At 69.2% G+C, this 24,355-nt stretch carries 26 protein-coding genes and 1 pseudogene; 15 read left to right on the top strand and 12 right to left on the bottom strand.

What is annotated here, in order from left to right; translation table 11 throughout:
- Positions 1-14: 14 nt before the first annotated feature.
- From EES42_RS04055 to EES42_RS04025, 7 genes are all read left to right on the top strand, one after another.
- Positions 15-893, top strand: coding sequence for a DUF5936 domain-containing protein (locus EES42_RS04055; protein ID WP_124717403.1), 879 nt, complete (start codon positions 15-17; stop codon positions 891-893).
- A gap of 60 nt (positions 894-953) precedes the next feature.
- Positions 954-2,270: a sensor histidine kinase gene (locus EES42_RS04050; protein WP_124716692.1), complete on the top strand. Its 1,317-nt coding sequence runs from the start codon at positions 954-956 to the stop codon at positions 2,268-2,270.
- Positions 2,271-2,322: 52 nt separating this feature from the next.
- Complete coding sequence (locus EES42_RS04045) at positions 2,323-3,417, top strand: response regulator transcription factor (protein WP_124716691.1); 1,095 nt, start codon at positions 2,323-2,325, stop codon at positions 3,415-3,417.
- Between the two features lie 245 nt (positions 3,418-3,662).
- The gene (locus EES42_RS04040) at positions 3,663-3,893 is read left to right on the top strand and encodes a hypothetical protein (RefSeq protein WP_124716690.1); all 231 of its coding nucleotides are present in this window, start codon (positions 3,663-3,665) and stop codon (positions 3,891-3,893) included.
- The gene (locus tag EES42_RS04035; RefSeq protein ID WP_124716689.1) at positions 3,893-4,501 is read left to right on the top strand and encodes a pilus assembly protein TadG-related protein; all 609 of its coding nucleotides are present in this window, start codon (positions 3,893-3,895) and stop codon (positions 4,499-4,501) included. Before EES42_RS04040 ends, EES42_RS04035 begins: the two co-directional genes overlap by 1 nt.
- A 31-nt stretch (positions 4,502-4,532) precedes the next feature.
- The gene (locus tag EES42_RS04030; RefSeq protein ID WP_124716688.1) at positions 4,533-5,147 is read left to right on the top strand and encodes a hypothetical protein; all 615 of its coding nucleotides are present in this window, start codon (positions 4,533-4,535) and stop codon (positions 5,145-5,147) included.
- 8 nt (positions 5,148-5,155) lie between these two features.
- The gene (locus EES42_RS04025; protein WP_124716687.1) at positions 5,156-5,806 is read left to right on the top strand and encodes an OmpA family protein; all 651 of its coding nucleotides are present in this window, start codon (positions 5,156-5,158) and stop codon (positions 5,804-5,806) included.
- A gap of 69 nt (positions 5,807-5,875) precedes the next feature.
- On the opposite strand, the gene EES42_RS04020 is transcribed toward EES42_RS04025, so the two are convergent.
- Complete coding sequence (locus tag EES42_RS04020) at positions 5,876-6,067, bottom strand: hypothetical protein (RefSeq protein ID WP_124716686.1); 192 nt, start codon at positions 6,065-6,067, stop codon at positions 5,876-5,878.
- Positions 6,068-6,078: 11 nt separating this feature from the next.
- The gene (locus EES42_RS04015) at positions 6,079-6,930 is read right to left on the bottom strand and encodes a helix-turn-helix domain-containing protein (RefSeq protein ID WP_124716685.1); all 852 of its coding nucleotides are present in this window, start codon (positions 6,928-6,930) and stop codon (positions 6,079-6,081) included.
- Between the two features lie 318 nt (positions 6,931-7,248).
- Here EES42_RS04015 and EES42_RS04010 point away from each other — a divergent pair, with 318 nt between their 5' ends.
- Together EES42_RS04010 and EES42_RS04005 are read left to right on the top strand one after the other, a co-directional pair.
- Entirely contained in the window at positions 7,249-7,770 is a 522-nt protein-coding gene (locus tag EES42_RS04010; protein WP_124716684.1) for an ATP-binding protein, read from the top strand.
- 138 nt (positions 7,771-7,908) lie between these two features.
- Complete coding sequence (locus EES42_RS04005) at positions 7,909-8,172, top strand: hypothetical protein (protein WP_124716683.1); 264 nt, start codon at positions 7,909-7,911, stop codon at positions 8,170-8,172.
- 92 nt (positions 8,173-8,264) lie between these two features.
- Here EES42_RS04005 and EES42_RS04000 read toward each other — a convergent pair whose 3' ends face one another.
- The 5 genes from EES42_RS04000 to EES42_RS03980 form a co-directional block, all read right to left on the bottom strand.
- Positions 8,265-8,675, bottom strand: coding sequence for a VOC family protein (locus tag EES42_RS04000; protein WP_124716682.1), 411 nt, complete (start codon positions 8,673-8,675; stop codon positions 8,265-8,267).
- Between the two features lie 48 nt (positions 8,676-8,723).
- Positions 8,724-9,116 (bottom strand): helix-turn-helix domain-containing protein, encoded by a 393-nt coding sequence (locus tag EES42_RS03995; protein WP_206433401.1) that lies wholly within the window; start codon positions 9,114-9,116, stop codon positions 8,724-8,726.
- Positions 9,117-9,183: 67 nt separating this feature from the next.
- A complete protein-coding gene (locus tag EES42_RS03990) occupies positions 9,184-9,390 on the bottom strand; it encodes a hypothetical protein (RefSeq protein ID WP_124716681.1) in 207 nt (68 codons plus the stop codon).
- A gap of 32 nt (positions 9,391-9,422) precedes the next feature.
- A complete protein-coding gene (locus EES42_RS03985; RefSeq protein ID WP_124716680.1) occupies positions 9,423-9,995 on the bottom strand; it encodes a dihydrofolate reductase family protein in 573 nt (190 codons plus the stop codon).
- Between the two features lie 65 nt (positions 9,996-10,060).
- Positions 10,061-10,837: a TioE family transcriptional regulator gene (locus tag EES42_RS03980; RefSeq protein ID WP_124716679.1), complete on the bottom strand. Its 777-nt coding sequence runs from the start codon at positions 10,835-10,837 to the stop codon at positions 10,061-10,063.
- Positions 10,838-10,895: 58 nt separating this feature from the next.
- Here EES42_RS03980 and EES42_RS03975 point away from each other — a divergent pair, with 58 nt between their 5' ends.
- Together EES42_RS03975 and EES42_RS03970 are read left to right on the top strand one after the other, a co-directional pair.
- Positions 10,896-12,113: an erythromycin esterase family protein gene (locus tag EES42_RS03975; protein WP_124716678.1), complete on the top strand. Its 1,218-nt coding sequence runs from the start codon at positions 10,896-10,898 to the stop codon at positions 12,111-12,113.
- 116 nt (positions 12,114-12,229) lie between these two features.
- Positions 12,230-12,946, top strand: a complete 717-nt coding sequence (locus EES42_RS03970) for a DUF6333 family protein (protein WP_241196232.1) — start codon at positions 12,230-12,232, stop codon at positions 12,944-12,946.
- A gap of 120 nt (positions 12,947-13,066) precedes the next feature.
- Here the strand turns inward: EES42_RS03970 and EES42_RS03965 are convergent, their stop codons facing one another.
- Positions 13,067-13,786 (bottom strand): MBL fold metallo-hydrolase, encoded by a 720-nt coding sequence (locus EES42_RS03965; RefSeq protein ID WP_124716677.1) that lies wholly within the window; start codon positions 13,784-13,786, stop codon positions 13,067-13,069.
- A 371-nt stretch (positions 13,787-14,157) separates the two neighbouring features.
- Here EES42_RS03965 and EES42_RS03960 point away from each other — a divergent pair, with 371 nt between their 5' ends.
- A complete protein-coding gene (locus tag EES42_RS03960) occupies positions 14,158-16,611 on the top strand; it encodes an LAETG motif-containing sortase-dependent surface protein (protein WP_164495160.1) in 2,454 nt (817 codons plus the stop codon).
- Between the two features lie 128 nt (positions 16,612-16,739).
- Here EES42_RS03960 and EES42_RS03955 read toward each other — a convergent pair whose 3' ends face one another.
- The 3 genes from EES42_RS03955 to EES42_RS03945 all read right to left on the bottom strand — a co-directional run bounded on the left by EES42_RS03955 (position 16,740) and on the right by EES42_RS03945 (position 21,285).
- Positions 16,740-17,915 (bottom strand): serine hydrolase domain-containing protein, encoded by a 1,176-nt coding sequence (locus EES42_RS03955; protein WP_124716675.1) that lies wholly within the window; start codon positions 17,913-17,915, stop codon positions 16,740-16,742.
- Between the two features lie 123 nt (positions 17,916-18,038).
- Positions 18,039-20,627 (bottom strand): MDR family MFS transporter, encoded by a 2,589-nt coding sequence (locus tag EES42_RS47540; protein WP_124716674.1) that lies wholly within the window; start codon positions 20,625-20,627, stop codon positions 18,039-18,041.
- A gap of 112 nt (positions 20,628-20,739) precedes the next feature.
- The gene (locus EES42_RS03945; protein WP_124716673.1) at positions 20,740-21,285 is read right to left on the bottom strand and encodes a MarR family winged helix-turn-helix transcriptional regulator; all 546 of its coding nucleotides are present in this window, start codon (positions 21,283-21,285) and stop codon (positions 20,740-20,742) included.
- 153 nt (positions 21,286-21,438) lie between these two features.
- Between EES42_RS03945 and EES42_RS03940 the strand changes: the two are divergent.
- Together EES42_RS03940 and EES42_RS03935 are read left to right on the top strand one after the other, a co-directional pair.
- Positions 21,439-21,780 (top strand): annotated as a pseudogene (locus tag EES42_RS03940) (transposase); the annotation flags it as partial.
- 215 nt (positions 21,781-21,995) lie between these two features.
- Positions 21,996-22,865 (top strand): LLM class F420-dependent oxidoreductase, encoded by an 870-nt coding sequence (locus EES42_RS03935; RefSeq protein WP_124716672.1) that lies wholly within the window; start codon positions 21,996-21,998, stop codon positions 22,863-22,865.
- Positions 22,866-22,911: 46 nt separating this feature from the next.
- On the opposite strand, the gene EES42_RS03930 is transcribed toward EES42_RS03935, so the two are convergent.
- Positions 22,912-23,415 carry a DinB family protein gene (locus EES42_RS03930; protein WP_124716671.1) on the bottom strand — a complete coding sequence of 168 codons (504 nt, stop codon included), beginning with the start codon at positions 23,413-23,415 and terminating at the stop codon, positions 22,912-22,914.
- Between the two features lie 222 nt (positions 23,416-23,637).
- Here EES42_RS03930 and EES42_RS03925 point away from each other — a divergent pair, with 222 nt between their 5' ends.
- A complete protein-coding gene (locus EES42_RS03925; protein WP_124716670.1) occupies positions 23,638-24,231 on the top strand; it encodes a hypothetical protein in 594 nt (197 codons plus the stop codon).
- The last annotated feature ends 124 nt before the right edge of the window (positions 24,232-24,355 follow it).

Below are 24,355 nucleotides of genomic sequence, written 5' to 3'. Positions count from 1 at the left end.
TGGGCGGGGGACACATGGACCTCCTGCTCGCGGGCGGCATGGCTCTGGCCGTGTACGGCATCATCGCCGGCATCCGCATGTACCGGGCCGACGCAAAGCTCCCCGGTGACCTGGCCATCGCACTGGAGGTCGGCTCGACCCGCACCAGCGCGGTCGGCTCCGGCATCGACCGGCTGGGCATGAGGTGGGCGCCCGCGGTCCTGCGGATGATGGGCCCGAAGGCCGTCAACAAGAAGCGCCGCCAGATCGACATGGCTGGTAACCCGGGCGGTCTGACCCTCGACCGCTACGCTGCCCGACGCGCCGTCTACGGCGCCCTCGGCGGGCTCGGTGCGTTCACGATGATCATACGCGGGCAGCTCTTTCTCTCCCTGGTGCTGATCGCCTTCGGTGTTTTCTGGGTGGAGGTCGGCCTCTGGTCGGCTGTCCGCGTCCGCCGCGACCACATCGACCGGACGCTCCCGGACTTCCTCGACGTGCTCGCCGTCGTCGTGTCGGCGGGCCTCGGCTTCCGCCAGGCGCTGGGACGCGTCGCCGAGAAGTACGAGGGCCCGTGGGCCGACGAACTCCGCATCACACTGCGCCAGATGGACATGGGAGTCAGCCGCCGTGAGGCGTTCGAGCAGCTGCGCAAGCGCAATGACTCGGAGCAGGTCGCGATGTTCGTGACCACGCTCCAGCAGGGTGAGGAGCTCGGTGCGCCGATCGTGGAGACGCTGATCCAGATCGCCAACGACATGCGGCGCACGGATGCTCAGAACGCTCGCAGGAAGGCGGCCAGGGCAGTCCCCAAGGCGACCTTTGCCGTCACCACATTCCTTCTCCCCGGAACCCTGGTGCTGCTGACCGTCGGCTTCGTCTACGGAGCCAACGTCGACCTCAGCTTCCTCTAGGACCGATGACGTGAACGACGCGGACGGCGGGCAGGACGGGAAGAAGGAGGTGACAGGCCCATGGCTTTCCAACTCGGCGGCATCCAGACCGGAGTGAACGCGGAGGTGCGCCGGGCCATCGCCGATCCCGGATCGCGCCCGGCGTTCGCCATCCAGCTCAACGCCCTCCAGGCGATGTGCCGGCAGGTCTTCGGCTTCCGGCTCGCGATGATCGCCATAGCCACGCCCTTTGCCATCGGCCACACGGCCTCGGGGCTGGCCACCTGGCTGATCGGTTCGGCCATCCTCGTCACGTTCATGGGCTCGTACGTCCTGTTCCGCGACTGGGAACGCTTCGGCCCCGTACTCCTGCGCCACCCCTGGCTGCTGGGCATAGACGCCTTCTTCGGCGCCTTGCTGCTGATCACCGCAAGCCCCGAGTCCACCCTCGCCTACGTCAGCGTCTGCACCCCCCTGCTTGCCGGACTCGTCTACGGCTGGCGCGGTGCGGCGGTCTTCGCCGCACTCCAGATCGTCATCGTCCTCGGGGTGTACGGAACCGATCCGAAGCTGCAGCCCGCCGATGCCACGGCGCTCCTGCTGCCCGGTTTCTGCGTGATCGCGGGTGCCGTCGGCGTCACCCTGCGCAATCTCCTCCTCCGCTTCGGGACGGCCAGTCAGGCCCTCACCGAGACCAGAGCCCGCCTCGCCGTCAACGAGGCCGTCGAGGGCGAGCGCACCCGCCTCGCCCGAGAGATGCACGACTCGGTCGCCAAGACCCTGCACGGCCTGGCCCTCGCTGCCGACGGCCTGGCCTGCTCCTCCGACCGCATGGACCCGCTCGCCGTCAGGCACCAGGCCGAACTGGTCGCCCGTGCCGCCCGCCGGGCCGCCGCCGAGTCCCGCGAGCTCCTCTCCGACCTGCGCCGCGAGTCCGGACTCGACGGAGGCGTGAACGTCGTACGCGAACTCCGCGCCCGAGCAGATGACTTCACGCGGCGGCACGGACTCACCGCCACCTTCCGGCTTCTCGACGACGCACCGATACCGCACGTCCCCCAGGTTGTCGCGCGTCAGCTGCTCACCATCGCCTCCGAGGCGATGGAGAACGCGCACCGCCACGCACAACCCACCTACCTCGTCGTACTCGCAGGTGTGAAGGGCGATGTCCTGCGCGTCAGCGTGTACGACGACGGACGAGGCCTGCCCACCGGAATCACTCTGGACGACCTCCGCCACGCCGGCCACTTCGGCCTGGTGGGCATGGTCGAGCGCGCCGCATCCATCGGCGCCCGCATCCGTATCGGAAAGGGGCAGGCGGCCAAGGGCACCGAGGTCCGTCTGGAGCTTCCGATCGCAGCACTGCTGGCCGCTCCCGGCACCGATCAGCCCGACTGAACCGCTCCGATTCCACCCTCACCCCCCATAGACCCTTGAGAGGAGGTCGCAGATGCCGGACGACGTCTCCCGCGCGTCGGGCCAGAACTGGGCCGCACAGCACGCGTCCCAGCACACGTCCTCGCACGTCACCCCGCTCAACTCGGAGCCCAGCTCCAACGCGTTCCCCGTCCCCCAGCAGTCCGCGGCATCCGAGCCCATGTCCCCCTTTCCCGCGGCGGTGCCCATGGCCGCTCCCGACGCTCTGAGGGTCGTCGTCGCCGACGACAACCCCGTGGTCCGGGCCGGCCTCGGCGTTCTGCTCTCCGGCCGCGAGGACATCGAGGTCGTCGCGGAGGCCGCGGATGGACGCCAGGCCTACGACATGGCTGTCCAGCACCGTCCGGACGTGGTCCTGCTCGATGTCCGGATGCCCGGTGTCGACGGCATCTCCGCGCTGCCGCACCTGGTACAGATCGCACCCGTGATGATGCTGACCTACAGCCGCGAGAACGAGATCGTCCACGAGGCACTGCGGCTGGGCGCGAGCGGCTATCTGGTCCATGGCGAATTCACGGCCGACCAGCTGGTGCAGGCCGTACGCGACACGAAGAACGGTCGCGCCCACTTCACGGCCACTGCGGCGAACGCACTCCTCGCTCACATGCGCCAGGGTCCGGGCCCGCAGGGACGACCGCTTCCCGAAGGGCTCGGGGCGGCCCTGACCACGGGCGTTCCGTACCAGGGGCCCGGCTACGACGGCCACGCCCCGAGTTCCGTTCAGCAACACGGTGCGCCTGCACATATGCCCAAGCCCGAACTGTCTCCACCTGCGGCGCGACCGGTCCGGACACCTCAGGGTCTTTCGCATCTGCAACCAGTTATGGCACAGTCTTCCATGGACAGGGAACCACGCGCGACGCCCAACAGGCAGCAGTACGGGCTGAGTTCACGGGAGGTGGAGGTCATGGAGCTGATCGCGTCCGGCATGAGCAATCAGCAGATCGCCGCCACCTGCTTCATCAGCGAGAAGACGGTCAAGAACCACATCAACCGCATCTTCACCAAGCTGCACAGCGCCAGCCGCAGCGAGGCCATCGCACGCTGGCTCGGCACGGCGCACACAGCCGGACCAGGGGTGCGCGGGGTCGGTGGGCACCATGGCTGAGCGGATGAGCGGGCCGAGGCGGATGCGTGCGGGGCGTGGGGCCCCGGGCGCGCCGGTGCCGCAGGCCCAACTGACGGTTTGGGCCCGGGAATGGGCCCTGGGACCCTCCGGCCGACAGGTCCCGCCGCCGTATGTTTCTCATGTCGCCAGCGGTACCGGCCAGGAGGAAGCCGGTACTGCGGGCGACACCAACGAAACGTGCGAGTCGGCCGGTTACCGGTCGGCCGAACCCGGAGGGGAACCCCATGTCGGACATCACCCTGAAGACCGCCGTCCGCGTCCAGGGCTGGGCCAACACGACCGTCAGCGCCATCCAGAAGCGCTACGAGGCCAAGGACCGCGGCCAGACGGCGTTCGAGTACCTTGGCATCATCCTGGTGGTCGTGGCGATCATCGGTGCGATCGTGGCGACCGGCATCGGCTCCGCGATCAGCGAGAAGATCAAGGGCTTGGTGGGCACCATCGCGACCAAGTAATGCGACGTCGCACTCGTACCGATGCAGGGCAGGCCTTCCCCATCTATGTAGCGATGGTGGCGGGCCTGCTCTTCCTCGCGTTCGCATTCTTTGCCGTCGGCAAGGCCTCGGCCTTGCGTAATGGAGCCCAGGGGGCCGCGGATGCCGCGGCCCTGGCTGCTGCCCAGCAGACTCGTGAGCAGTTCGGGGCGCCGTTCTACGCTTCGTTGCCCGGGAAAATGCTGGACCCTTTTCTGAATGCCCACCCGGTTCTCGGCTGCCCTGCGGCTTATGGGCTTGCTTCGGCGAATCGGGCAACCGTTACGGGCTGCTATCCGATGCCCGGTGGTCAGCGGGACCGGATCAGGGTTGAGGTCAAGGGGCACGACTCGGTGGACTCTCCGGTCGTTCGCGACACGGAGAACGTGGTCGGCGAGGCCGAGGCCACCGCTGTCATCGAGTTTCGCTGCCCCAACTGGGAGTCCGTGGACTTCAACGACGATGGCGTCCAGGACATGTACTTCTTCACCTGCAGAGGCGGCGAGATGCTCGAAATCGAGCCCGCCAGTCCACCGCCCTGGTCCAAGGTGAGTAAGACTCTCTACGACGTGCACCTGGTCGACAACTGACGGCGAACGACGAGTAAAGGAATCAGAATCCATGAGCATTCGGTGCTCCACCAAGTCCCGAAGGGCAGTGGCTGCGATCTCCTTGGCGGCCGCCCTGGCTCTGGCCGTCACGGGTTGCGGCACTGACGGCGGGGGCGAGCAGACGAACGATGCCGGTTCGTCACCGTCCTCAGAGCCGTCCAAGCCTTCGGACGGGGACAAGGCGGCGAAGAAGGAGGACACCGCTGCTGGGGACAACGTGGACCCGAATGTGAAACTCGCCGAGATCAGGGGAAGCGGACTGACCCTCGTGATCAATCAGGTGAAGCGTGACTCCGGAGGGTTCGTCACGGTTCAGGGCGAGATCAAGAACGTGAGCGACCGGGCACAGAACTCCGGTTCATGGGCCGGCCAGGAGACTGCGATTGCCACGAAGAACCCGAACTCCGTGGCCGGTGCGACGCTGGTGGACAAGGTAGGAAAGAAGCGTTACTACGTTCTCCGGGACACGGAGAGTCGTTGTCTCTGCACCACCAACATCCTCCCGGTGTCGCCGGGTGAGTCGACCCCGATCTTCATGCAGTTCCCGGCACCTCCGAGCACGACGGCGGAGGTCGACTTCACCCTGCCGACGTTTGCGACGACCTCCTTGAAGATCTCAGGGTGACGGCCGACATGACCCAGATTCAAACCCGGCTGAAGCCCATCAGCGCTGCTGGACTCACCGTCGCGGCAGCCGTGGTCGTTGTGAGCACCACGCTGTTCGGAGCGGCCTCGGCGTTCGCCGACGACGGTCCGAGCGTGCCCCCAGGCACCGAGGCGACATCAGTTCCGCCGGTCACGCTGGACCCCAAGGACCCCGACCTGAAGATGCCCGAGGGCGGCACACTCGCCCCCGCCAAGGTTCTCGACATCGTCCAGGTGGTCGAGGACATGGGCGGCGAGGAGCGACGCGAGGACAGCAACGCGAACATCAAGTTCGCGCTCCAGGCCGAGGTCCTCTTCGGCAAGGACAGCGCCAAGCTGAGTTCCGCGGCCAACTCCCGTATCGCTGCCATCGCCGCCGAGATCAAGAAGCAGAACGCCACCAAGGTGCGTGTTTTCGGCTTCACCGACAACCTCGGTTCGTCGGCCCACGGTGACGTGCTGTCCAAGCAGCGTGCCAACGCCGTGCAGACGGTGCTGGTGAAGGATCTCGGGTCGACCGTCACCTTCGAGATCCGTGGCTACGGCGAGCAGTACCCGATCGCCGACAACAGTTCGGAAGAAGGTCGGAAGAAGAACCGGCGCGTGGAGGTCTCCTTCCCGCGCGGCACGTCTTCCTGAGGATTCGCGCCACAGCAGGGGCCCGGCACCGCGAGCGGATCGCGGTGCCGGGCCCCTGTCGTTGCGCGGCTACAGCAGGTGGTCTGCCTTGCCGGCCTTGATGTCGCGGATCAGTTGCTGGAGCGCTTCGCGGCTGTCGGTGAGGAAGTGCTCCTCCGCGCCGCTGATGGAGATGTAGCTGTTGCCTGCTTCATCCGTTCCTATCCGGTAGCAGGAGTTCCCTTCTCCGCAGAACGCGTCTTCCCACTGGACGTCCGACATCTGTCGCCTCCTCAGAGTTGGCGTGCGATGGCACGGATGAAGTCTCGCGACTTGTCCGGGGGCAGTGCGATCTCCTCCATCCAGTCCAGGTGAGCCCGGTACTTCGCCAGCTGAGCTTCCGAGTGGACGAACAGTGGTCCGTGGGAGTTGTCGATCTGCACGGTGTCCAGCTGAGGCACCGGCCCCTCCGCGTAGAGAACGGTCTGCCCAGCGCCCGGAAAGGCCCCTGCTTCGAAGGGGGTGACCAGCAGCGTGATGTTTGCCTGTTCGGACTTCTCCAGCAGGTGGTCGAGCTGAGCGCGCGCCACGGCGCGGCCGCCGAACTGCATGCGGAGTGCAGCCTCGTGCACGATTCCTGTGTACGGCGTCGGCGTATTGCCGTCCAGAACGCCCTGGCGTTCCACGCGATGTGCCAGTCGCAGCGCGATCTCCCGATCCGGCAGCTGGGGGATCACCACCCGGAAGAGCGCCAGAGCGTGGTCCGAGGTCTGCAGCAGGCCCGGAATGTGCATCGAGTACGCGGCTCGCATGCGCACCGCGTGCGTCTCCAACTCGGCGATGTCGAGCAGCCCCTGGGGCAGCACTCCCCGGTATCTCTCCCACCATCCGCGGCCGCTCGGCTGGGCCATCTCGGCCAGGGCCTCGACGTACTTCTCGTCGGTGCAGGCACAGTTGCAGGCCAGTGTGCGCAGGCGTTCCGAGCTGATGGGGCGTGTGCCCGACTCGATGTTCGAGATCTTGCCCCGGTCCACGCAGAGCAGACCTGCCGCGAACTCGGCGGAGACGTCGGCTGAAGTGCGCATCTTCCGCAGCTCGGCGCCGAGCCGCTTCTGACGTTCGGTGGGGGACGTCCTTGCTGCCATGCCGTTCCTTTCCGCATGCGGTCACCGGCAGTCTGCCGCGTGCGCGCGCCCTGCTGCCACGAAAGGGTTCATTCTCCAGGTGGTCGGGGTAAATTTGCCCTCATGGCGCTACTTTAGGTGGTGCACCGCTCACACAGCGCCGACGAGCCGGAAGTGCATCACGCGGTCCTGCCCGCAACCTCCTGCCCTGGGAGGGGCGGTCCCGCGTCAGGGAGACAGGCCACTGCTCGTCCACAACGCAACAACGTGAGCCACTCGTGCGCGCCCATGCGAAAGAGAGACGCCGCCAACTCGCCACCCGCACCAGGGGAGTCAGTCATGCACTCATATTCACTCGCCGCACTCTGCCCGGCCGTTGCCGGGGCACGCACGCCGGCCCCGTATTCCCACCGCACTCTGCGACCGGCCCCGCAACCCGCCCCTCGGTCGGGCGGCTCCGGCCACGGGCTCGTCCTCAGCTTCACGCTCCCCGGTGACGTCCGCAGTGCGTTCGTCGGTCGTACCGCCGTCTCCGCCGCGCTGGAGGCCAACGGGCTCGGCCCGTACGTCTGGCCCGCCACCCATGCCGTCGCCGAACTCGTCGCGGTCACCGTCAGGATGAGCCCGGGGTGGGAGCTCTACGTCTCCCTGCGTCATCGGGACGACGCCGTCCGCCTTCTCGTCTGGGACCAGCATCCACGCCACAGTGATCGTGACCTGGCGACGCTCTGCGAGACGCGACGGCGGCGGGCGTTGTGGCTGCTGGCGGCCGTGGTCGACGACTGGGGTGGGGAATGGGGTGCCTGCGAGGCGGAGCCGTCGCAGCGAGGCACCAAGTCGTGGGTGGTGCTGCCGCGCTGACGAGTCAAAGAGACGGTCAAGAAACAGTGTGGATATCCGCGATCAAGGCCGCGAAGATGGGCGTGGGGCCTTCAGGGAGTGTGGTGACGGCCCGTCTGTTCGCGACAGGCGCAAACTCATTGGGCCAGGGGGATTCCGTTGTCGGAACGTCAGGAAACGATCGAGCGCAACCTGTGGGCTGCACCAGCTCTCTTTGTGTTTGTGGCATGGGTGCTGTTCAAGGCGGATTCCGGTCCGGTGATGCCGAAAATCGCCTGGATCGTTTATGCGGCCGGTTGGATTCCGGTTCTGGGGATGCTCGGCCGGACTGTCGTGCAGCGAAGAAACCCCGGGATTGGTGCGGTCTTCGGCTGCGGAATCCTCCTGATCATGGGTGCCGTTTTCCTGGCCAACCATGGATGACGCCTTGGGGGCAACCGCGACCGCCCAGGGGCCCGGCACCGCGTGCGTTTCGCGGTGCCGGGCCCCTGCCGTTTTCCAGCTGCAACAGGTGTTCAGCCCTTCGGCTGGGTGAAGCGGATGCGGTTGCCGAAGGGGTCGCGCAGGCCGCAGTCGGTTCCGTACGGGCGGTCGGTGGGCTCCTCGGTGAACTCGACACCTTGGGCCAGCAGCGTCTCGTACGTCTTGCGGCAGTCGTCCGTGGTGAGGATGAGCCAGCCGCCCATCGCACCCTTGGTCACCAACTCGCGTACTTGCTGGGCCGTTTCCTCGGACATGGCCGGGGCGCCCGGCTTCTCCAGCAGGATCTGGCGTTCGGGATGGCCGGGGACGCTGACGGTCAACCAGCGCATGAAGCCCAGCTGCACATCGGCGCTGACCTCCAGGCCGAGCTTGCCGACGTAGAAGTCGAGGGCCTCGTCCTGGTCGAGGACGTAAATCTGCGATTGCGTGATGGCGTTGAACATGTGCATCACGCTACGGGTCGCGCTCGAAAAGAACTTATCCAAAACTGCTCAGCTGCTCGGACGCATCCAGGTCATGGTGAAGCACGTCGGGACGCCCGTGGCCGTCGATTCCTTGCGGTACGTCCTGGGCGAGCGGCCGACGATGTCGTGGAACGTACGGCTGAACGTCCCCGGGCTGCCGAAGCCGACCTCGTAGCAGATGTCCGTCACGCTGCGGTCGGTCTCCCGCAGCAGGAACATCGCACGCTCGACGCGGCGGCGTTGCAGATAGCGGTGGGGTGTCTCGCCGAACGTGGCCCGGAACGTACGGGTGAAGTGGGCCTGCGACACATGCGCGATCCGGGCCAGGGCCGGGACGTCCAGCGGCTGCGCATAGGCGCGGTCCATCGCGTCCCGCGCCCGGAGCATGCGGCGGTTGGTCTCCTCCGCGGCGCTGCTCACGGCGCTGCTCACGGAGCGGTTCACGGCGCGGTTCACGGGGCCATCACACCACACGGCGTGTGCGCGTCTACAGGCCGGAGTCTCCCTGGCGGGCCCTTGCCCACTGTGTCTCGAAGTCGCCGCGGCCGATCTCCCGGTCCGCGAGCGCCGGGCCGAAGAGGTCCACCACCGGCGGGTTGAACATCCAGTCGTCGGGGCTGCTGCGCACGGCGGTTCCGCCCTCGGCCACCTCCACCTGGCGGAACCGGCCCCCGTCGGGGTCGACCTCCACCAACTGGTCGACCGGCGCACCACTACGGCGGGGCGTCAGTGGACGACGTCGAAGACTTTCATCTGCAGGCCGTTGGAGTACGCCGCGTGCTCGACGAGCTTCAGCTTCTGGGCGTCCTTGTCCGTGTCGCTGAACAGGCGCTTGCCCGCGCCGAGCAGCAGGGGGAAGACGAGGAGGTGGTAGCGGTCGATCAGGCCGGCGTCCGAGAGGCTCCGGTTGAGGGTGGCGCTGCCGTGGACGATGATCGGGCCGCCCTCGGTCTCCTTCAGTGCGGCGACGTCGTCGAGCGAGCGCAGGATCGTGGTCTCGCCCCAGCCGGAGACCAGGTCGTCCTCGGTGAGGGTGGTGGAGACGACGTACTTCGGCATCGGCTTGTAGTCGGCGAAGTCCGCCATGTCCGGCCACACCGGGCTGAACGCCTCGTAGCTGACCCGGCCCATCATCATCGCGGCGGCTTCCTGCTGCTCCCGGCCCTTGATCTCGAACGCCTCCGGGACGAACTCCATGTCCTTGAACGTCCACCCCGAGTTCCGGTAACCGGGCTCGCCGCCCGGGGCCTCCACCACACCGTCGAGCGAGACGAAGGCGGTGCTGATCAAGCTGCGCATCTTGGGACTCCTTGGTTCACGAACCATTGCTTGCTTGTTTGCTTACATGCGTACTGACTGCGGGACTACGAGAAACTCATCGGTCCGGTGCGGATCAAGGACTCCGTCTCGCGGAGGTACGCCTCCAGCTCGGCGGCCCCGGACAGCATCGCGCGCCCCCGGGCCGACAGCCGGGAGTGCCAGTCGCGCAGGGTGGCCTCCAGCGGCTCCGGCCCGCCTGCCGCACGCACCTGGGCGATCAGTGGGGCGATCTGCTCCAACAGGTAGCCGCCCCGGCGGAGTTGGTGGGTCAGGCGGGCGTCCCGTACGGCGGCCTCGTCGTAGACGCGGTAACCGGTCCCCGGGTCGCGGAGCGGGTGCACCAGGCCGGCGCGCTCCCACTTGCGCAGCGTCGCGGGCCGGATTCCGAGCTTCCCTGCCAGTGGCCCGATGAACGTGCTCCCGCGCCCGGACCCGGCAGCGGGAACGGGCCCCCGTCCCGGCCCCGCATCGCCGTCCAGGTCCTTCAGGGCGCGTTCCACGGCACGGAGGGTCTGCCGGTCGTCGAGGAGCTGGGCGTGACTCTCGTCGATGAGGTGCAACGCCTCGTCCACCGCGTCCCTGTTCACCGCCCGCATGATCGACGTCGCCGTCCGGTGGCCGTGGCCGGGGACAAGGGCGAGGAACGCGCGCAGGGCGCCCGCGTGCAGCGGGGTGTAGGCGCGGTAGCCGTGGGGTGTGCGATCGGCGGCCGGGAGGATGCCGGCCTCCTCGTAGTTCCTGACCGCCTGTGTGGACAGGCCGTGCTCGCGCGCCAGATCGACCGGCCTGAGCCGACCACCACTTTTAAGGTTCTGCCCCATGGTCCTGCCAATATCGCGGGAAAGTTTCAACCGAGGGTTCAACGATAGCGTTGAAGGCATGGCTACCGACATCAAGGACATCGCCCGGACCGTCGATGCTGCCGCCGTCATGGGGCTGCTCCCCGACCGGCCCCGGCTGCTCGCCCTGGGCGAGCCCACCCACGGCGAGGACACCCTGCTCGACGTGCGCAACGAGCTCTTCCGGCAACTCGTCGAGCAGGAGGGTCTCCGGACCATCGCGATCGAGAGCGACTGCCTGATGGGCCAGGTCGTGGACGACTACGTCACCTCTGGCGCGGGCACACTCGACGAGGCCATGGAGCACGGATTCAGCCACGGCTGGGGCGCCTTCGAGGGCAACCGCGAGCTGGTGCGCTGGATGCGCGCCCACAACGTCCGCGCCGACAACGACGGCCGGCCCGCGTCCGAGCGGCTCCGCTTCGCCGGGTTCGACGGCCCGCTGGAGATCAGCCACGCCGCGAGTCCCCGGCAGGCCCTCACCGCGCTCCACGGCTACCTCGCGGCCAGGGTGGACGCGGACCTGCTCCCTTGCACCGCTGAGACGCTCGACCGCCTGCTCGGCGCCGACGACCGGTGGACCGAGCCCGCCGCGATGATGGACCCCTCCCGGTCCGCGGGACAGTCGGCCGAGGCCGTCCGGCTGCGGCTGCTCGCCGACGATCTGGTGGCACTGCTCGACGCGCAGACACCGCACCTGATCGCGACGGACTCGCGGGACGACCGGGACCGGGCGCAGCTGTACGGGCGCACCGCGATCGGCCTGCTGCGCTACCACCACTGGATGGCCGACCCCTCACCGGCCCGCCTGACCCGGCTCGTCGGCCTGCGGGACCAGATGATGGCGCACAACCTCCTCGCCCTCGCGGCACGGGGCCCGGTGCTCGCCCACGCCCACAACTCGCACCTCCAGCGGGGGAGGAGCACGATGCGGATGGGCGGGGCGCAGCTGGAGTGGTGGGGGGCCGGTGCGCTGGTGAGCGCCCGGCTGGGTGAGGAGTACGCCTTCGTGGCGACGGCCCTCGGTACGATCCGGCACCAGGGTGTGGACGCCCCGCCGCCGGACACCGTCGAAGGACTCCTGTACGCGCTCCCGGAGGACCGGTACGTCCTCGACGCCCGCCGACTGGCCGCCGCCCTCGGCGGTACGCCTCCCGTCGCCCGCGTATCGCCCTGGTTCGGCTACGCCCCGCTCGATCCGGCCCAACTGGCGGACAGCGACGGGATCGTGTTCGTCAAGGACGTCCCACGGGCTTAGGCATGTCCGGCGTGTCAGGGCCGGGCGACGGGTGGGCCGGGGGCGGGCAGGTCCCGTACCGTTCCCGGGTTCGCGCCGAGAGAGCCACGCTTCCTCACCCGGCTACGGTGGCCCGCATGACCGATACCAAGTACTGGACTTCCGCTCCGGACCGGACAGTTCGCGGCTCGATGGGCCTGTGTCATCTCACCGTGGCTCAGCCGCCGCTCGACATCGACGCCCGCAGCCTCCCGCCCAACGACCCCGACCAGGCACGCCTGTTCGTCGAGTCTATCGACGGAATCGAGGAGGTCCTGGAGGATCTCGGGCCGCGCTCCGTGCAGACGCCACTGCCCTCGTCGGTCCGTTCCGACCTGGACATCGTCCATGCCGCCGCGTGGGGCGGCATGCGGGCCGTCTCCACCCCTGTCTTCGCCGACGACGGCAACGGAAACCCGCTGCTGGCCGAGGCCGAACGGATGCGGAAGCGCTTCCCCGCGACGCGGATCGTGGGTCACGTCACCTACTACGGCGGAATGGAACACACCGAAACCGTCGTGATGCTCCCCGACGGCGCCATGTTCCACGCCTCCGGCTGGCCCGACGACGAGCCGTTCGTCGTCCTGGGCGACCCCTACGCCGTCATCGCCTCCCTCGGTCTGAGCAGTTGGATGCTCACCGCCGCCGACATCGACATGGACCAGCCCGTCCACGAGGTCGAATGGGCCTCCCTGGCCGGCCTGGCGCTGGGGCACTCCGACCCCTGGGGGTGGGAGGAGATGCAGACCACCGCCTTCCGCGTACAGCACAGCGATCTGTCCGTCTGCTCGATGGAGGGCCTGTACTTCGTCTGAGGGGTCCGCGCGGACGGGCGTGCGGCGTGCGTTCATGGACAGCCGAACCGGCCCCGGAACGGCCCCGGGCCGGCCCGGAGCGGTTCGGCGGTCCGTGCGACCGATCGACCCGCGCTCGGCTCACACCCAGTCGTTCTCCGGAGTCGCCGCCCGCAGCACCTCGCTCGCGCCCTTCAACACCGGCTCGCCGTGCGGGACGCACAGCGCTTCCACGTCCAGCGACGCCAGCCGCCGGAAGGAGGCGATGGCCTGCTCCCTGTCCACGTTGAACGGGCCGAGGATCGCCCGGCCCTCCGCGGTGGCCACGATGTCGCCCGGGAAGAGCACGCCGCTGGAGGGAAGGTGCAGCGCGATGCTTCCCGGAGTGTGTCCGGGCACGTGCAGGACGTGGACGGGCTCGCCCCAGCCATCGATGGTGTCCCCGTCGCGCAGTTCCACATCCACCGGCACATGTCGCGTGGGCTGGACGTCCGCTTCGGCGAAGCCCGCCATGATCTGCTCGTGAAGCGCGTGTTCCGGGGCTGTGTATACCGGCTGGGGTTCGGGTGCGGTGCCGCGGATGAACGGGGCGTCCACGGCTCCGGCGAGGACCCGGGCGCCGGTGGCCTCGACGAGATCCGCGGCCGAGCCCATGTGGTCGATGTGGGAGTGAGTGAGCACGATCTGCCGCAGGTCTTCCGGGCGGCCGCCGAGCCGCGTCAGGGCATCGAGGATCGCGGGGGCGGAGCCTGGGACGGCGGTGTCGATCAGCCCGTAACCGTCCGGCAGGCGCACGAAGTGGACGTGCCCGACCGGGAAGGCAAGCCGCCAGACAGTGGGGGTGACCTGGGAAAGTTCCATGATTCGACGCTAACGAGGGGCCGGCGGATGTCCAGGTACTTCCGCCGACGGTGAATTAAGCGCAGCGTGAACGCGGCAGCCGGACCCGCCTCGGCCGGACCCGAGCCGGACCCGGACCAGGCCCGGATCCGAGCCCGATCCGCAGAGCGTCCGCCGCCCATGAACGCATGTCCGTCCGCGCAACCTCCAAGGCGAGCGGGAGCGGCGGCCACGGTGTGAAGGGGGCGAGGAGTTGCAGTGCCGACACGCCATTAACTCATCTTTACCCAGGCGTAGTTGAGGCTATGGTGTCCGGGCGGCGCGTACACGTCACGGGGGCCCAACGTGCCGCCCACGACCCCTCAGGCCCCATCCGAGGGAAAGACGAGCTCTTGAACAAACTGCTCCGCATACCGTCCCGGTGGCGGTTCGCGGCCCGTTTCACGGCCGCCTTCGGCCTGACCGCGGCCGTCACCATCACCGGACTGCCGGCCGTCCAGGCCGCGCCGCCGAAGCTGCCGCCGGTCTCGGCGAAGATGAAGCCCGGCTCCGGCCAGCGCTGCGACACCCGCAACAATCTCCCGGCCGCCGCGAAGACCCCGGCGAACTCCGGGTTCCCCAACGACCTGACCGGCAACCTCCACAAGGACACCGCCCTCCCGCGGAAGTTCGAGTACGACCTTCCGGGCCAGGCCTACGACGGCCTGAAGACGCCGACGGCCGCCGAGAAGACGAAGGCACTGTCGAAGGTCCCCGGCGACCTGGAGAAGAACGTGGCGGCCTGGAAGAAGGCCGCCGACCTCTCCAAGAAGCCCGAGGACCGGGCCATGGAGATCTACGCCCGGTACTTCGCGAACAAGGAGGGGCTCGGGTTCAAGCACTGGTTCGACAAGCGGTACATCCGCAACCAGATCAACAACCACAAGGGCTCCGGCTTCGAGCGCCAGCTCGTCAAGGACTACCGCCTGATCGGCCCGGACTGGTTGTGCGAGGTCACCGTCGAGCTGTTCGACAAGAACGGCGAGAAGGTCGGTGAGCGCCGCTACGACGCCTACAACAAGAAGACCAAAGAGTTCAACGAGTTCAAGTCCAACAGCAAGCTGACCGCCAAGCAGCTCGCGAAGGACCGGGTCGTCGCCAAGTCGATGCCCAACCACACCTTCCGTTTCACCGGCGCCAAGAAGTTCACCCAGGGCCAGGTCAAGCACATCAACGACCTGGAACGCGATGTCCGCACCATGCGGGGCGGCAAGACCGGCCAGGTCCGCGGCAACCAGCGGTTCTACAACCCGGTGCCGAAGACCACCCCGATCCGCGGATTCTCCGACCACCAGCGGTGGTTCGCCCCGGCCTGCCAGACCGGCGGCACACAGACACAGCTCATGGCGGCCGGCGCCAACAACTGCGGCACCCGCGGCCCCGCCAACCAGCGTGCCATCTCCTCCGGGAAGACCCTGGAAGAGGCCAAGCGCTTCCAGCGGGACGCCAACCGCCTCGACCCGAGGGGCACCCTCCCCAGGGGCGGCCCCGGCGGCGTCGACTTCACCACCATGGAGCTCCGCTACGTCGGTGGCCTCGGCAAGGGCAAGGGCATGCAGTACTCCATGCGTGCCGACCAGATGCCCGACCCGGACAACAACCCCGGCTTCGGCGGTGAGAGGAGGATGCAGCTCTCCTCCGACGCCCTGTTCACCTGGCTCGCGCTGAGCCCCGACAAGTTCTGGGTCAACCTGAACCCGGACCAGCCGGGCAAGGTCATGGACACGAAGTTCGGCAAGACCGACGCCGGTCGTGTTCTGCTCGACGCGGATCTGCTCATGAAGTACGACTTCTCCGAGGCGCTGAACCCGGACAAGCACGCCGAGGGCAAGCGCTACTGGGACACCGCGCCGCGCCGCAACGGCATGCCGTGCTTCCCCGGTACCCGGTTCTGGATCGAGCCCGACGAGGCGAAGGTCCGTGAGCAGGACGGCGGGATCTACATCCTCGACTCGCCGATGGACGTCTCCGCCCAGTGGCTGGACGTCGACTACACCGTCCCCGGCTCCACCGAGTGCACCGACCTCTCGGACGCCGAGAAGAAGCAGATCGAGGTGTCGGTCAACGCCAACATCGTCCCGATCATCCAGGAGCGGGTGAACAAGGACCCCAAGTACGCCGATCTGCGCGCCGTCTACAACGCCCGCGTGGCCGCGGAGTACATCCGCCAGACCGACGCCAAGTCCCCGACGGACTTCCACCGGATCATCAACTCCAATGACGTCTCCGCGTGGCCGATCCGGGCCCCGCACCAGGACTGGACCCGCGAAATGGTCTGGGACAAGTACATGAAGACGTACAAGGAGGGCATCGAGTGGTTCGAGCTGAAGTACGGCGGCAAGATCTACAAGCAGGGCGTCGGCGGCGTCGACTTCTCCAAGCAGCCCAAGCGCAACATCAGTAAGACGCGCTTCGACCGGGAGAACCGGGACCTGGACAACACCACCCGCAACTCCCGCGTGTCCGACGACACCTCCTACCGGGACACCGACACCCTCTACCTCGGTGCCGGGCCCAGCGGTGACGAGAGCGGCGAGGACCCGGGCGGCGAACCCACTCCCGCCCCGTCGCACACCGGCAAGCCGACCCCGACCGGCAAGCCCTCCACGCCGGGCACGCCTGATCCGACCCACAGCAACGGCGGACAGCCCCCGGCCACGTCCGGGCCGGGCGGCGCCGACGGCGATCTCGCCCACACCGGCAGCGACACCCCCATCGGCCTGATCGCAGGCATCGCCGCGGTGCTCGCGGCGGCCGGCGGCGGCCTCATGTGGTGGATGCGCCGACGCCGCACCGCCCAGCACTAGCCTGCCCGGCAGCACACCTGCCCGGTAGCACACCCGGCCGGCAGCGCATCCGGCAGGAAGGGCTCCACCCGTGAACCGGGTGGAGCCCTTCCGTCTCTCGGGACACCGGAGCCTGTCCGACGCGGGACCTACGGCGTCGGGGCCTTGCCGCAGAACTCGGCCTCGATCACATCGACGTAGACCGCCCCGCTCCGCAGCCAGTCACCGTTGATGTTGAACGTCAGCTGGTGCTTCCCGTCCTGCGTGCCGACCATCGCCGAGAGGGAACCGTTCGTACGGCCGCTCTTGCCCACCACCTTCACGCCGCAGGACAGCTGCGCGAACTCGACGCCGAGTCCGTACCCGGTCCCGTCGCCCAGCGGTACCTCGTCGAGCATCTCCGCCATCTGCGCGGGCGGCAGCAACCTGCCGTTCATCAGGGCGCGTTGGAAGCGGTTGAGGTCGCCTCCGGTGGAGATGATGTCGCCGGACGCGCCCAGCCAGGTCATGTTCTGCTCGGTGGCGTCATGGATCTCGGTGTCCGGGGCCTCCTGGTGGAGGCGGGAGTAGCCGACGGGGTGCGGGTCGGGCATCTGCGGCGCCGTGCCGGGGAACGACGTCCCGCGCAGCTTCAGCGGCCGGATGATGCGGCGGGTGGTCTCCTGCGCGTACGAACGGCCCGTCGCCTTCTCGATGACCATCCCGGCCAGGACGTAGTTGGTGTTCGAGTACAGCGGCGTCTTCTCCGGGTCCGGGACCGGCGGGTGCTTCAGCGCGACCGCCACCAGCTCCTCGGGCGTATGGGTGTCGTACCGGTGCTCAGGGAAACCGGGGCCGGCGGCGTCGTGCACGAACGCGGGGTCCGAGGTGTGGTCGGCGATGCCGCTGGTGTGGTTGAGGAGCGCGCGCAGGGTGATCCGGTTCCCGTCGTACCCGTTGCCCCGCACCAGGCCGGGCAGCCAGTGCTCGACCGTGTCGTCCAGGCTCAGTCTCCCCTCCGCCTCCAGTTGGAGCAGGACGGTCGCTATGAACGTCTTGGTGATGCTGGCCCCGCGGAAGTGGTCGCCCGGGGAGCGCTCGCGACCGGTCGCGGTGTCGGCGTGACCGGCCGCCCCGTACCAGCTCCCCCTGCCGTCCCGGGCCATGGCGGCCACGCCGGGCAGCTCGCCCTTCTCCACCACGGCCCGCAACGCGGCACGGGTCGCCTCGTGCCCCGGTGCGGTGAACGCGGGGGCCGCTTGTGCGGAAGGGCCGAATGCGGCCGCTCCCACGGTCGCGGCCACCGCCAGGGCGAGCGAGGAGATGCGCGCGGTCCGTTGCCTCATACGTCTTGCCTCCGGGTCACCGAGGGGGCGTGGTGTCGCCCCCTGCGGTGCCTGTGACGCGCAACGCGGGCCCGGTGGTTGATCGTTGGTGCGCGGAGGGTGATCGCCGGTGCGGCCCCCGGCTCACGCCTTCGGGGCCTTGGCCGTGATCAGCAGGCCGGCGAGCAGGCTCCCCAGCAGTGTGAAACCGGCTGCCCACCAGAAGGCGACGGAGTATCCGCCAAGGACCGCGGTGTTGAGGTCGTCCACGGTGCCCGACAGTGCCGCCGGGAGATTGTGCGGGCTGATGACGGAGCCGTTTCCGGCCGCTTCGACCAGCGGAGCGGGAATGTCCGACGCATGGGCCAGCCGCGCGGAGATCGCGGAGGCGAGGATGCTGCCGAGCAGCGGCGTCCCGGCCCAGGCGCCCAGATTCTGGGCCGCGTTGACCGCCGCCGAGATCCCGCCGGAATCCTGTGCGGCAACTCCGCCGGTCACGGTGGTGAACAGCGGCGTGAGGGCCAGTCCGGCACCGAAACCGATGAGCAGTGTGCCCGGCAGCACCTGGGCGGTGTACGAGCTGTCGGCGTCGATCCCGGCCAGGATCGCCAGACCGGCCGCCGTCAGCAGCAGGCCCGGCACGATCAGATTGCGGGGCGCCAGCCGGTGGCACAGCCGGGCGGCGACCTGGGTGGCGGCGAGGACGGCCGCGCCGGCCATGGGCAGCAGGGCCGTACCGCTGCCGGCCGGGGAGTGTCCGAGGGTGACCTGGAGGTACCTGCCCAGGATCAGGAACGTGACGAACAGGCTCAGGCCGAGGACGAACAGAGCGAGGAGAGAGCCCGCACGGTCACGGTCCCTGAGTACGCCCGCCGGGACGATCGAATGGGGCGAACCGGTCTGCTGCCACGCGAAGGCCGGCAGCAACAGGGCGCCGCCCGTGAGGAGGATCAGGGTCAGAGGGGTGGCCCAGCCCGTCGCCTGGGCCCGGTCGAAGCCGAAGGCGAGGGCGATCAGCGCGACGGAGCCGATCGCCAGGCCCGGTACGTCGGGACGGGCAGGGGAGCGGACCGGGTGGGGGTCGTGCACCAGGGGAGCCGCGCAGACCGCGAGGACCAGGGCGAGCGCGGCAACGGCGTACATGCACGCGCGCCATCCCAGGCTGTCGACCAGCATGGCGCTCGCGAACATGCCGAACGCCAGGCCACCGCCGGCGACCGCGGCGTAGACACCGAAGGCCCTGCCGCGTTCCTTCGGGTCGCTGAATCCGGCGGAGACCAGGGCCAGCGCGGACGACGAGAGCAGCGCGGCGGACATGCCCTGGAGCACACCGGCGAGGATGAGCAGGCCGGTGGAGGGGGCCAGCCCGGCGACCGCGAAGGCCACGGCGAAACCGGCCGAGCCGATGATGAACACCCGCTTGCGGCCCAGGAGATCGCAGAGATGCCCGCCGAGCAGCAACAGCAGGCCGAAGGCCAGCGTGTAGGTGGTGAAGAGCAGGCTCAGATCGTCGGTGGCAGCGTACAGGTCGGCGTAGATGGACGGCAGCGCGGTGCTCGTGACCGACGTGCCGATCAGCACCAGCAGCTGTGCCGGCGCCGCCATCACCAGACCCCACCACCGCATCGGGTGCGAAGCCGGCGCACCTGCCGGGACGGGGGCCGTCGGCAGGCCGCCGGGCGCCTTGCTCAGGGACGGCCCGAACCCCGGTGACGGGCGGCCGTCCGACGGCGCCGTCGGGGCGTACGCGGGATGCGGGGGGAGCGGCTGGGGCCGGTCGGCGTACTGCGGCTGGGCCGGCACACGCGGATCCGGCCGCGTGGCGGCCCGCGCCTCCGGAGCGAAGTCCAGCAACTGTGCCGCATGCCGCCCGAGTTGGGCCAGCACCGAGCCGGGCAGCCACTCGCCGCCCTGGTCACCGGCCGTACGGGCGACCACGTCGGCGGGCGTGGGCCGCTGCGCCGGGTCCTTGTGCAGACAGGCGCGTACGAGATCGATGAGCGACTCCGGCACGCCGGTCAGGTCCGCCTCCTCCTCCGCGATCCGGAACAGGTGGGCGTTCAGGCCGGTCTCCGTGGCGCCGAAGAGAAGGCGGCCGGTGGCGGCGTAGACGAGGACCGCGCCCAGGCAGAACACATCGCTGGCCGGGGTGAGTTCGAGGCCGCGCACCTGCTCGGGCGACATGAAGCCGGGGGAGCCGATCAGCATCCCGGTGCGGGTGTGCAGGCTGTCCCCGGCGAGGCTGTCCATGGCCCGCGCGATCCCGAAGTCGATCACCCGTGGTCCGTCCACCGTCACCAGCACGTTGGACGGCTTCAGATCGCGGTGGATCAGGCCCGCGCCGTGCACCGACTCCAGGGCCGTGGCCAGGCGGTTGGCGAGGGTGCGGACCGAGTGCTCGGGCAGCGGTCCGAAGTCCTTGGCGACCACGGTGGTCAGGTCGGGCCCGGGGATGTACTGGGTCGCGACCCACGGCACCTGCGCCTCGGTGTCGGCGTCGAGCACGGCCGCCGTCCAGGTCCCGCCCACCCGGCGGGCGGCCGCGACCTCGCGCGTGAACCGCCTGCGGAATTCGGGGTGCTGGGCGTGCTCGGCCTGCACCACCTTCACGGCCACGGTCCGTCCGGCTTCGGAACGGCCGAGATACACCAGACCCATGCCGCCCGCGCCCAGCCGGGCTATCAGACGGTAGGGGCCGATGTGCGTCGGATCTTCGGCGATCAACTGGTCCACGGCAGCAAGATAGTTGAGGTATCCAACCCGTGGTGCCGAGTCGCGACGAACCGTGGCCGCGCCCGGGCGATTCCTCTCGGCATCGGCCGTTTCGTCGTCGCGGCGTGCCCGCTCAGCCGGGGGACGGCATGAGCGGCGGGCCGTCGGACTCCGCCGCCGAGGCGATCTTGCGCAGCAGGACGACGAGTTGCTCCCGCTCCGCCTCGTCCAGCGGCGCCAGGAGCGCGCGCTCGGTCGCCATCTGCTCGCCGATCGTGGACGCCCAGGCGTCGCGCCCCTTCCCGGTCAGCACGACGAGCAGGCTCCGGCGGTCCTCCGGCGCGGGCTCCCTGGTCACGTAACCGGACTTCGCCAGGCGGTCCAGCCGGTTCGTCAGCGTTGCCGGATGGGTGCCCAGGCCCTCGGCCAGCTGGGTCGGCGTCATCCGGTACGGCTCGCCGGCGGAGCGCAGCCGCCAGAGGATCTCGTACTCCCACATCTTCAGCCTGCGCTCTGCGAGCCCGGCTTCCTTGCGGCCCTGGAGGTACTGGACCAGCATCTGCATCCGGGTGACGGCGCCCTCGACCAGCGGGTCCAGGTCGGGGACCTCCCGCCGCCATCGGGCGATGTGCCGGTCGATCGAGTCGCCGCCGGGGGCGGGCTCGCGCGTGGTCTCCATGGCTCCAGCATAGGAGCAGTACTTCCGATTCGGATATTTTGAAACCGTAGTAAGCTCCGGTCCTCGCTCCCGAGGTGGTTCCGGCGGCTGCATGGCCGCGCGCGGGCCGCACCGGTGGGCGCACCGTACGTCGTCTCATTCGGTGGGGGCCTGATGGGGATCGTCGAGCAGTTGGTGCCGGACGAGTTGTGGGAGCTGTTCCAGCGCGTGGTGCCCGGGGCGCCCTCGCGGCCGCAGGGCGGTGGGCGGCGCCGGCACGGTGACCGTGAGGTGCTGGCCGCGATCGTGTTCGTGGTCATGTCGGGCTGTACGTGGCATCAACTGCCCACGGCCTCGTTCGGCCCCTCGGGGGCGACCGCCCACCGGCGCTTCTGCGAGTGGGCGGGTGCAGGCGTATGGGCGGAGCTCCAGCGCCTGGCGCAGGCCCGGCCCGCTCCCCGCGACGGATCGGAGGACTGGTCCCGCAGCGCGATCCATGCGGTGAACGCGCGCGCCCCGGGCAGAACGGCCTGACCGGTTCACCGATGGGCGCGCTGTCGGCCGTCGCGGAACGCCACGCCGTAATCGCACGCCCCGAAATCGCGCGGCGGTGTCGCGCGGCGGTCGCCGTCCGACATGCCGATGGGTGCCGCCGCGCGTAGCGTGAAATCCCCGGCCGCGACGGCGCCGAAGTCCCGCGCCCGAGCCCCCTCGGCCTTCGGAGGGCGCACATGAAGCTCGGCCTGCACTACTGGAACTACTCGACCCCCGCCGACCCGGCGCTCATCGCGCCCACACTCGCGGAATCGGTACGGGTCGCCGAGCAGGCCCAGATCGCGTCCTTCAGCGTGATGGACCACTACTTCCAGATGGAGACCGGGCAGAGCGTCGCCGACGAACCGATGCTGGAGGGGTACACCACCCTCGGCTACGTGGCGGCGGTGAGCGAGCGGATGACGCTCGGGCTGATGGTCACGGGCGTGATGTACCGGCACCCCGGACTGCTGGCGAAGATCGTCACCAGCCTCGACGTGCTGTCCGGCGGCAGGGCCAGGCTGGGCATCGGCGCCTCCTGGTACGAGCGCGAGCAGTACGGGCTCGGCGTGCCGGTGGTCCCGGTCGCCGAGCGCTTCGAGCGGCTGGAGGAGACCATCCGCATCTGTCTCCAGATGTGGAGCGACGACAACGGCCCGTTCCATGGCCGGCACTACCGGCTCGCGGAGACGCTGTGCGTCCCCGAGCCGATCGGAGGGCACCCGCCGATCATGATCGGCGGCGGGGGCGAGAGGAAGACGCTGCTCCTGGTCGCCCGCTACGCGGACGCGTGCAATCTCTTCGCCACCGGCCAGGAGGAAGTGGCCCACAAGCTCGATGTGCTGCGGGCGCACTGCGAGGCGGAGGACCGTGACTACGACGCCATCACGAAGACCGTGATGTACGGCGGGCCGGTGCTGGACAGGCCGGCCGCGTTCCTCGCCGACGCGGAGGCGTACGCGGGCCTCGGCATCGGCGAGATCCAGGTGCTGCCCGACCGGCACCCGGTCAGCTTCACCCACCAGATCGCCGAGCGCATCGCACCCGCCGTCGCCGGGATCGGATAGCCGACGACGGCGGGTGCGCCGCGCACCCACCGCGGAACGGGCGGGTCTACACGCCGGTGGTGCCGTCCACGATCTCCCGGATCATGTCGAGGTGCCCGTTGTGCCGGGCGGTCTCCTCGATCAGATGCAGGACGATCCAGCGCAGGTCGGGATTCCTGCCGTCGCGGCGCGGTTGCGCGGCCGGGGTGTCCAGGTCGGTGGCGGCGACCAACTCGCTGTAGCGGGCGGTCCGTTCCTCGTAGAGCGAAAGCACATCGGCGAGCGGCATGTCCACCGCGATACGCATCTCGCGGTCGGGGTCCTCGTCGGTCCACGGGCCCTCGTCCGGGCCGCCGAGGAAGACCACCTCGAACCAGTGGTACTCCACCCAGCTCAGGTGGTTGATCAGCCCGGCGATCGTCATCAGGGGCGAGCCGGGAAGCGGAGCCCTGCGGGCGTCCTCCGGCGAGACGCCCTCGCACTTGGCGCGTGCGGTGTCGCGTACGTAGTCGAGAAAGGTGGCCAGCTGAGTGCGCTCGTCCCAGGCGGGAGGCGAATCGGTGCGTGTCATCGCCGTACACGATGTGCGACGGGCCGTCCGCTGTCCACCGCATTGTCCAATGGGGCCCGCCGCTGGGTCCGTGGGCCCACGCCCCGGCGATCCGGCCTCATTACGCTCGTGCACGACCAACTGTGAGCCACCCGACCGGCGCTTGCCACGAGCGCCTGTCCGGCGTGCCCGCAGATATCTGGAACTGCACGCTCCACCTGTCTCGCATGGGGTGATGTGTCGATGAGTGACGGTTTCTTCTACTCGTACCACCTCGGCTGGAGCCGACCGGACTCCGAGTCGCTCTTCAATGATCTCGACGCCGCGGGGCTGCGGCTCAGCCACCCGGTCACCAGACGGGTCACACTGCTCGGCCCGGGGCCCGGCCCGCACGGCACGCCGTCGTGGGTGACCAGGGAGCAGCTCGTGCTCCTCGCCGGACTCCAGCGGCTCGACAGCGTCGACTTCGTGTTGTGGATGAACAGCGGAACCGAAGTACCCGCCCGCATCCGTCGGATGCGGGACGGAGTCGTCGCGCTCGAATTCGGGTTCGGCCGGCTGACCCGGGACGAGCAGGAGGTCGCCGCGCGGGCGATCAGGGAGGCGATAGGGCGGGCATCGGTGCTCTGCATCGGTTTCGTCGTCGACCGTGAGGGCGCCTCGGTGGCGACGGACTGGAGCGGCGTCGTCATCAACGGCACCACGTTCTTCGACAGCTGGCCGGACACCCTGGCCGTGCGGCACGAGATAGCCGCCATGCAGCCGCAGTTGGCCGGGGTGGCCTCGTACGACCAGTCGCCCTGGATGCTCTTCGGCAGCGAGGTACCTGTCCGGTAGCGAGGTTCCCGTCCGGTAGCGCCGACTTTGAGTCTTGCATTGGGCCCTGAGGCCCATGCCCCGATGGGTGCCGGTGTGGTCCGATGCGTGGAGTGGCTGAACTGTGGCCGTACACCGGCAAGGT

The sequence above is a fragment of the Streptomyces sp. ADI95-17 genome, from assembly GCF_003846175.1.
Taxonomy (GTDB): Bacteria; Actinomycetota; Actinomycetes; order Streptomycetales; family Streptomycetaceae; genus Streptomyces; species Streptomyces sanglieri.
The sequence above is the reverse complement of the archived record's forward strand: the minus strand, read 5'-3'. Positions and strand labels throughout refer to the sequence as shown.